This is a genomic window from Trichococcus sp. (genome assembly GCF_049589555.1).
Classification (GTDB): domain Bacteria; phylum Bacillota; class Bacilli; order Lactobacillales; family Aerococcaceae; genus Trichococcus.
The window spans coordinates 1-4,573 of sequence record NZ_JBAWAZ010000325.1 but is presented as its reverse complement, the minus strand read 5'-3'; the positions used below and the strand labels follow the sequence as shown (position 1 = coordinate 4,573).

General features: G+C 45.2%; 2 protein-coding genes and 1 pseudogene. 2 read left to right on the top strand and 1 reads right to left on the bottom strand.

What is annotated here, in order from left to right:
- Window positions 1–140, bottom strand: a pseudogene (locus WBV27_RS11425) (aldo/keto reductase); the annotation flags it as partial.
- 199 nt (window positions 141–339) lie between these two features.
- On the opposite strand from WBV27_RS11425, the gene WBV27_RS11420 reads away from it, so the two are divergent.
- On the top strand, window positions 340–3,201 hold the full coding sequence (locus WBV27_RS11420) for a DEAD/DEAH box helicase (RefSeq protein WP_424202168.1): 2,862 nt from the start codon (window positions 340–342) through the stop codon (window positions 3,199–3,201).
- Between the two features lie 204 nt (window positions 3,202–3,405).
- Window positions 3,406–4,569: a M20 family metallopeptidase gene (locus tag WBV27_RS11415; RefSeq protein WP_424202166.1), complete on the top strand. Its 1,164-nt coding sequence runs from the start codon at window positions 3,406–3,408 to the stop codon at window positions 4,567–4,569.
- Window positions 4,570–4,573 lie beyond the last annotated feature (4 nt).

Sequence of the window (4,573 nt, the reverse complement as noted above, 5' to 3'; positions counted from 1 at the left end):
GTATCAATGTGCGTATAGCCGTTTTTCAAAGCCATCGTCACCGCTGCATAGGCTTCTTCGTTAGGGATTTGCCATGTGCCGAAACCGATGGAGGGAATCGATACCCCATTGTAAAAAGTGAATACATCTTTATTTGTCATTAAATAACCTCCTGATATGATAACGTTTACTAATCTTCAGTTTAGAACAGTCAGAAGCAGATGTAAAAGAATACACCTTGAAAGGCCAAAAGAGACACAAATCAGATATGCGTATATAGAATAATTATCTCTATATGATCTAGTAATATATTACCAGTATGATAAACTCGTGAGTATAGAGAAAAAGCGAGGTGGAGCCATGTATTCGTTGATAACCAACAGCAAAAAAGGGACCTTGTTGGATGAATTAGTCCAATCATTGGAAACGTGCCAACGCTTTTATTTGAACGTGGCTTTCATAAACTTTTCCGGACTGCAATTATTGTTGGATCCGATCCAGAAAGCGGCTGAGAATGGAGCGTCAGGAAAAATACTGACCGGGACCTACCTGAACTTTACGGAACCGTATGCGTTGACCCGGTTAAAGGCATTCCAGCATATCGATACGCGCATTTTTGTTGCCACCCAACAAACTGGCTTTCATCCAAAAGCCTACATTTTTGAATACACCAATTACTATAAAGTCATCGTCGGTTCTTCCAATATTACCCAAAGCGCCTTGAAAAGCAACATCGAATGGAATCTTCAGATCATCACCAAGGACGGCGATGAGGACGAAGAATTTATTTCGGAAATCATGGAAGCCTACAGCTTGATTTGGGAGAGCAGCGAAATATTGGATGACGCCTTCATCGATGATTACGCAAGCTTCTTGAAGGACCGCAAAAAAGACCTCATTGTCCAAGAGGCCTATCCTATGGTTTTCCAATTCACGCGCGGACCTTCGATCAAACCAAACATGATGCAGGAACTGGCAATGGAAAAGCTGATGCGGCTGCGCGAAAAGCATCAGGAGAAGGCTTTGGTCATTGCTGCCACGGGAACAGGTAAAACGTTTATGGCGGCTTTTGATGTAAAGCAGACAAAACCAGAGCGGTTGTTATTTCTGGTTCATCGGGAAGATATCCTGCATAGTGCGATGTCGTCTTTTAAAAAAATCATCAATTTGAAGGATAGATCCACAGGCATTTTATCCGGGACATCCAAAGAGCAGCAGGCTGATTATTTATTTGCGACGATCCAGAGCATGAAGAATATTTATGCAGAATATGACCCGGGGCATTTCGACTATATCATCGTAGATGAAGCGCATCATGCGACCAGTCCGAGATATGTTGAAGTTCTGGAGCATTTTAATCCCAAATTTCTGTTGGGGATGACTGCGACTCCGGAACGGACGGATGGCGGAAACATCTTTGACTTGTTCGACAACAATGTTCCGGTTGAAATCCGGCTGCGGGAGGCATTGGAATATGATTTGCTGGTGCCGTTCCATTATTTTGGCATCACCGATGAATCGGGTGTCGACTTAAAGGGCGCGGAAAATCTGACGCCCGATCAAATTGCCAAACGCCTCAGTGTTCATCGGCGGGTAGACTTCATCATCGAAAAAATGAACTACTATGGGCATGATGGCTTGAAGCGCAAAGCGTTAGGATTCTGCATGACGATTGCTCACGCAGAATTTATGGCGGCGGAATTCAATAAACGGGGTATCCCGAGCATCGCCTTATCTGGTGGGGATAAAGTAACCAGAAGGGAAGCCTACACGAAATTACTGGAAACGGAAGATTCTGATCTGGAAGTAATCTTCACTGTGGACATTTTCAATGAAGGGATCGATATTCCCGGAGTCAATCTGGTCATGATGCTGCGGCCGACCCAATCTTCCATTGTGTTCACGCAACAATTGGGACGTGGCTTGCGCAAAAAAGACAACAAGGAATTCCTGACGGTTTTGGATTTCATCGGCAACTACAGCAAAAGCTTCCTGATTGCGATCGCTCTGAACGGGCGCCGTTTTTATGACAAGGACAGCGTCAAAACGTCAGTGAAACGCAATTTCTCGGATTTGCCGGGAGCGACCCATATCCAGTTGGACGAAGTCAGCAAACAACAAATTCTGGAGCAAATTGATTTTGAGAACTTTTCTACTCTGGCCTATTTAAAGAATACGTACAATGAATTCAAAAATTTGAACAGCGGTAGAATTCCTTGGCTATTGCAGGATTATTTAAAGGTCGATGCCGCACCAGACCCAGTTAAATTTTTCTCCAGGTCGGGTAGTTTTAAAGCGCGAAACTACATCGAATTTTTGGATAAAGTCGAACCGAATAATGCGCAAGTGATGGAATTGCAAAGTAATCCTTTATTCATGGCTGTGTTGACTGATTTGTCTCAAAAATTACCTTTAGTTCGGCTGCATGAAAATATGATCATAACCTATCTGCTGACACATGAAACATGTACTTTGGAGACAGCAAAAACAGAATTATTGGAATATTTAGATGCAGTCGATGACGAGACCATTCTGCATGCTTTCCGTACCTTGAATATGGAGTTTTCCGATAAAGGGGAATTGAAATCTGCCAGACTCTTGGTGACTTTGGATGAAAGGAATGTGTTGCATCGGACTGATGATTTTTCAATCATGTTGGCAGATGAACAGTATCGTCCTTTTATTGAAGATGTCCTTCATTACGGCAGAATGCGCTATTTAAAAACATTTGGCTCAATAAACTATGGTATTCCGCATTTAAAACTGTACGAAGAGTACACGATGAAGGACATCGCCATTTTGTCAAACTATAAAAAAATACATTCTTCCTTTCGAGGTCAGGGCGTGCTGAAAAATGATGAAATCAATCATTACTTCTATTTTGTGGACCTTCATAAAGGTGACGACGTAGAAGAACGCGTGAACTACAAGGATAAGTTCATCAACACCAAACAGTTCCAATGGGAATCGCCTAACTCCACAAAAGTAGACTCTGACCGAGGGCAAGACTTCATCAATGCGGAAAAACGAGGCGTAACCTTGCACTTGTTCGCGCGGAAATTCAAACAAATCGATAATGTAACATCCAAATTCATCTATTTAGGCAAAATAAATCCATTGTCATACCGGAATGAAAAACCGATCGAAATTCAGTATAAGCTTCAAAACGAGGTGCCCTGGGAGTTGTATCAAGAGTTTGAACCGGAACTTTCAATCAAGTAGAGCCATTTATTGCAAACTACCGGAAATTGCAGCCGCGAATCCACTCGAGATAAAGTTTCTGGTATTTGTCTTTAAACATGCGAGCGGATCGGGCTTCGTCAGATAATGATACAACCATTGTCAGGGATAATTTGAGAACGCTTTAAAAAAACAGTATATTTTAGGTATAGGTGGATGCTATAATTTCGCCAAGGGGGAATTGCCATGGGCTTCGATAGGAATCAGTATTTACGTGAATTGGAGACGATCGTCAATATCGACAGTGGCAGCAGAAATCCTGCGGGCACACAAAAAGTGGCGGCGTTTTTGGAAGAGAAATATAGGCAGCAAGGTTTTCTGACCGAGCTGGTTTCGGTCGGTCCGGAGGTGGGGCCGGTACTGGTGGCGACGAATGCTCCGGAAGAACCCATCGATCTGCTCTTCATCGGCCACACCGATACTGTGTTTCTGGATGGGGAAGCGAGCAGACGGCCTTTCAAGATAGAAGGGGAGCGGCTTTATGGTCCGGGCGTCTATGACATGAAAGGCTGCAGCCTGTTGACGGCCTATTTGCTGGAGAACTTGCCCGCAGAACTGAAGCAAAGCCTCAATATCTGTGTGATCCACAATCCGGATGAGGAGATCAGCTCCTTTTATTCCCGCGAAGTGATCATCGAAAAAGCGAAAACGGCCAAGTTCGCTTTCGTCATGGAGCCGAGTTCAGCGGATGGTTCGATGATCAAGGAAAGAAAAGGCATCGAAAAACTGAAGATCCATTTCAAGGGCCGGCCCTCCCATGCCGGCGACGCTCCCCAGGAAGGGCGCAGCGCCATCAATGAACTGGCTCATTGGATTGTTCGCATGAATACTTTGATCGATTATGATGCCGGTGTGTCTGTCAATGCGGGCACCATCCAGGGCGGCAGCGTGCCGAATGTCGTCCCCGAGCATGCCCAGATGGAATTGGACTACCGTTATTCGAATCCTGCTGATGTCACGGCCTTCTTTGATATGCTAGAGGAACTGCAGGCCCATGCAACCGAAATGGAGATCGGCGTCGAGATCGAAGTGATCGGCAAGCGGCCGCCTATGGTCGACGTGCCGGGTGCGAAAGCTTTGCGGAGCGTCTTCGAAGATGTCGGCAAGCAGATGGACACGGTCGTTTCGTTCAAAAAATCGGGAGGCGTATCCGATGCCAACTTCACTACCAGCGTGGGGGTTCCAACGGTCTGCAGCATCGGTCTGATCGGCGGCGCTTTCCATACCGATCATGAATATGTGGAGCTGGATTCCATTCAGCAACGCTTGGATCTTTTGACGGCAGTCATAGCAGAAATGAGCCGGCGGAAGATGTTCTGCGAAAGCGCAGATCGGATTTCCATAATGTGAGCCC

Bases quoted from the DNA above. Each gene is read 5' to 3' on its own strand.
- WBV27_RS11415 (WP_424202166.1), top strand. From the start codon at position 3,406: ATGGGCTTCGATAGGAATCAGTATTTACGTGAATTGGAGACGATCGTC.
- WBV27_RS11420 (WP_424202168.1), top strand. From the start codon at position 340: ATGTATTCGTTGATAACCAACAGCAAAAAAGGGACCTTGTTGGATGAA.